3 protein-coding genes are annotated in these 4,978 nt (G+C 40.8%); all 3 read left to right on the top strand.

Annotated features, from left to right (window positions below; translation table 11 throughout):
* The coding region (locus tag J6U00_RS01700; RefSeq protein WP_296577993.1) for a serpin family protein at positions 1–1,596 on the top strand (1,596 nt) is incomplete at its 5' end.
* 290 nt (positions 1,597–1,886) lie between these two features.
* Positions 1,887–2,453 (top strand): sigma-70 family RNA polymerase sigma factor, encoded by a 567-nt coding sequence (locus J6U00_RS01695; RefSeq protein ID WP_296577991.1) that lies wholly within the window; start codon positions 1,887–1,889, stop codon positions 2,451–2,453.
* 12 nt (positions 2,454–2,465) lie between these two features.
* Positions 2,466–4,775 carry a PASTA domain-containing protein gene (locus J6U00_RS01690; RefSeq protein ID WP_296577989.1) on the top strand — a complete coding sequence of 770 codons (2,310 nt, stop codon included), beginning with the start codon at positions 2,466–2,468 and terminating at the stop codon, positions 4,773–4,775.
* The last annotated feature ends 203 nt before the right edge of the window (positions 4,776–4,978 follow it).

Genomic DNA, 4,978 nt, shown 5'->3' with positions numbered 1-4,978 from the left:
CAAACATGCCTTACTGCTGAAAATATACAGGAGGGGGCAAGGCTAAACATTAAGTTCGCCGCAAAGACAAAATACGATGATCTGACAAAAACAGGTTATTACGGCAGCTCGCGCAGAACTTCTGAATTTTATTTCAGCGACATTATATACGTTAAAGATCCCAACGAACACTTCTATGGCGATATCAACGACGACGGAGTAGTTGATTCCTTTGATGTACTGGTGTATAAAAAGTATATCGCCGGAACTCTTTCCTACAAGCTCAATGAGGATCAGTTCCTGAATGCAGATATAAACTATGATACAGTTATAGATGAAGAAGACATGAAACAGGTGGTGGATTTCACTCTTGGCAGCAAGAAATCCTTCAACGGTGCTTCAAATATCGGAAGTGTCCGTCTTGACGATACAGTATCAGTGAAGGCTTCCGAGGGAATCGCAACAGACGAAGCCTTTGCTAAGGCTGAGATGAATTTCGGTATCGAGCTGCTCAAAAAGTGCTGCTCTCCCGACAACTCAAAGGATAAAAACATCCTTATCTCCCCCCTTTCCATATCCTCAGCTCTCTCAATGACAGCAAACGGCGCTGAAGGAGATACACTCAAGGAAATGGAAAAGGTCCTCGGCAACGGTCTTAAGCTGGACGATATCAACGAGTACATGGCTTACTATATCAGCAAACTTCCGGACAAGGACAAGGAAAAGGTATACCTTGCTGATTCTATATGGTTCAAGGACGACCCGACCTTTAAGGTTTACGACGAATTCCTTGAAGCAAATAAGAAGTACTACAATTCCGAGATATACAAGAGCTCATTTGAACCCAAAAGTATCGTCAGTGATGTAAACAGCTGGGTAAACAAGAATACAAAGGGCATGATACCATCTCTAATCAATGAGGGAAATATAAAGTCCAATACTATGATGATGCTCATAAATACCTTATATTTTGAAGCAGAATGGCAAAAACCATATCTCAGCACCAAAGACGGCAAGTTCACAGATCTCGACGGTAAGGAATACCCGATACAGGAAATGCACAGCAAAGAGAGCAAATACTTCGACCTTGGAAATGCTGATGCCTTCAAGAAGGATTATGAAGGTGGAAATTATAGCTTTGTAGGTATACTTCCTCACGAGGATGTTGACTTTAACGAATACATACAAAACCTCGACGCCGAAGCGCTCTGCGATGGACTTAAGGAATATGAGGATCCCGATACTGTTGACCTTTATACGATGATCCCCAAATTCAAATACAACTACGGAAAATCCCTGAAAGAGATACTTCCTCTGCTCGGCATGGAAACTGCCTTTAATTCGGATAAGGCGGATTTCTCCAAAATAAATGATCTGTCCGTTAAAGGAGCTCTCCCGCTCTATATTGACGACGTTCTCCACAAGACAAAAATAGAAGTAACTGAAATAGGTACCAAGGCAGCCGCTGCTACAGCCGTTATCATGGGTGCAGGCTCAGCTATGCCGATACCAAAGAAGGAAGTATATATCTACCTCAACAGACCATTCGTATATATGATAGTAGACAATAACAACGTTCCGCTGTTCATAGGCGCTGCTACTCAGCTTGGAACTTAATAATACTTTTTCCGCAGCCGGTACATTAGTACCGGCTGTTTTTTCTTGCATTTGCAGTGGTTTGATAGTATAATAAGTGTGTCCTCAATAACCATCATAAGTAGGAAATTTCCCCGAACAGGGTTCAGGGAGCGCTAATTTCATAAAAAAGGAGAGAATTCTCACGCAGCAATTAATTAAAATAAAAAAATATTTTGCATACTGTTACGTTTCTCCCCTGCAGAAAGTATTGATATAGTGAAAGCCGATACAATGCATTATAAAAGCTTTACAGGATAGAAGGTGAGATTATGACACATGAAGAATACAGGAAAGCTTCTGAAAGTTCAAAGGAAGAAGCTCAGCGTATACTCTTCAATGAGTATTTCAACTATGTATACACTATCGTTTTCAGTAGGCTTCGGAGCTGCGCAAACCGCGAGGATATCGAGGAATGCGTCAGCGACTCCTTTGCCGATATCTACATTCATTATGACGAGAACCGGGATGTAAGCGGAGACATATCAGGATTTATCGGAACGGTCGCCAGACACAAAGCGTCTGATCTCTATAAAAAGCTTGTACGTCATCAGATGAACACCGTATCCGCAGACGAAGATGAGCTAGCAACGCTCGAAGCTCCAGACAATACTGAGGAAACAGTAGATAAAAAAGAACTTCGCTCAAAGCTGATACACTGCGTGGAGCTGCTGGGCGAACCGGATTCCATTATAATAATGCAGAAATACTTTTTCATGCGCAGTTCAAGAGAAATAGCCGATATCGTCTCAATGACGCCGGAAGCTGTCCGTATGCGGAGCAGCCGCGCTCTTGGAAAGCTCAGGTCAAAGCTCACCGAAATGAACATTTCACTGTAAGGAGGTACAGGTATGAAGGATAATGAATTCGATCTTGAAATACTTGAAAATGCAGACGACGCTGATATAAGACGCATTGCCGACAACTGCCTTGCTTCCGAAAGTGACAAGGAGAGAATGTTTGCAATGAGCAGAAAGATATATAAAGAAAGAACCAAAGAAAGTAATGAAACTCCCGCTATGGTGGTATCCGGCGTGGAGATATACAAAAAGCCCTTATGGCAGAAAATAGTATCGGCAGCAGCTGTTATCGCCTTAGTCGCAGGAGGCGCGGCAGGCGGACTGGCAATGCTGAAAAGAAACCAAACAGGTCATAATCATTTAGCTCAGGAAGGCACTCTTCCGACAGTTACGGAAACAGAAAACAATTATCCGTTCGGTGATCTGTCAAATGACAGGGTGTTGATAAGGCCCTCTGACATGGGGTCTATGGTATTTGAGCCGAGTGAGGAGGTATTTCTTGAATTAGCCAGCGCTTTTCAGAGCGGTAAGTGGACGGCAACTTCAAATGATACCCCTGTTCCCGACGATGAGAACGTACAGCTTTTCTTCTATAACAACGGCAACTCATATAAGTTAGTGCTTTACAGCGATCATACCATTCTCTGGGACAATGGTACTGAAACAGCAAGATACTTGGTTTCTGAAGAAATAGAACAGGCTGTATATAACGCTGCAAACCACTATACGGATTCACTTGACAAGATGATCTATATCGAAGATTCCGATGATCCTATCCATGATATCTGGATAAATTTTAGTGGTAAACAGGAAGGCATTTCCTCTGAGGACATCAAATATTATACAGTATACAACCCTGTCTTAAGGGAATCGCAGCAGTTTACAGACTTTACCTGGAGCATAAACTGTAAAAAGGATGATTTCAGTTACAGCAGCTCCGGATACGGTCTGCTAGATAACGTCACAGCACTTATCAATAAAGCTGAATGGAAAGAAACCGGTGTCAAGATAGATATGTTTGATAAGAAATGTATCAGTATAGATCTGTGTCGTTATAACAATGATATGCAAAAAAGCAGCATAATCAGCAATCTGAGTTTTGATATTTCAGAGAGCGGTGATGTTAGCGTCATGTATTACGGAAACGAAGACATCCATAACGATTATAATACCGAAGAAGATGCATATCGCTATTATGTGGTTGATGAAAACAGCAAAAATGAGATAAAAACGCTGATTGACAATTATTTTGCAGAATATAACGAATTATTGGAATACTCTTCACCTGATAAGTTCATCGAACATTTCGGATGCAGCGAAATCAAAATATGTTTCATCACAGAATCTCGTTATCCTGTAACGCTTTCTGAATCTGAGAAAGAGAACTTCCTGAATGCATTGTATACTTCTGATTTTGAAGAAACCGGTGTTCCCGCAAGATCTGGCTTCGTAATATTTGAATTAACAGGTACTTCACAGGCAGGCAATAACGTAGTTTGTGATTTAGAATTGATTGAAAAAGGCTTGATAAGAGAGTACATCGGAAATATGAGCAAAGGGTTCAGGGTGTCCGATGAATTCTATGAGTATGCAGATAAACTTGCTGATGAAAAATATAAAGGGTATGATACGGACTCTGTTAATATTCCGCCGTTAACTAATATGCATTCCAATCTGGCAAAACAGCTGCTTATTGAAAGAGGTCTCAAGGTCAGGACAGTAGAAATGGCAGATTCAACTGTAGAGCCGGGTTATGTTATAAAGTCTGAACCAGCAGAGGGAGAAACAGTTCCGAAGGGCTCGGAAGTTACTCTTTTTGTATGCAGTGATTTAGACAACAAGGATATTGCAACACCTGATTTCAGAGGGAAAACCGTTAATGACGCGGCTGTTATGGCAGGCTATTACGGTTTTAAGGTACGTACAGAAATGGTAACCTCAGCTCAGAAAGAAGGTACTGTACTTTTTCAGTATCCTTCGCCGCTCGCAAATATGCCAGAAGATATGGAAATAATCTTATATATCAGTAACGGAAATACTTCGGAAGGTGTGTCAGAACCAGTAATTAAAATTCCGGATAATGTTAGTGGAAGATTCAGTATCGACTACATCATTAAAAGAGAGAACGACACAACAGATGTAATATCAGGCGGGGAATTCAGCTGTCCCGGAACGACAGAATTAAATATCCCTGTTGAACAGTTTGACGACAGATCAACGATAGTAACATATATCACAAACAACGACACACGCAAAAGGTATCACCTGATCTCATTCTACTGTGAACGCATCGGTGACAAAACTGTTATCAGCAACTATGACACCGAAGATATATCAGAAGTATTCAGATCAGTAAACTGAAATTAAGTCCGTAAGTGTTCAGCCAACATATATTATATTTATCCAGTTAACAAACATTGTATTATCTGTCGTCAGAGGTACTTTCATAAAGCCTGTAAGCTATGTACTATACACTGGAAAAAACTTCTATACGTTAGTCGAAACTGACTTAAATTCAAAGGGAACCATTGAATATTGAAAAGTAATTTTTAGATTCTATTCTT

The organism is Ruminococcus sp. (assembly GCF_017650195.1).
Classification (GTDB): Bacteria; Bacillota; Clostridia; order Oscillospirales; family Ruminococcaceae; genus Ruminococcus.
Note: the sequence above shows the minus strand (reverse complement) of the source record. Positions and strands in the feature narration are given on the sequence as shown.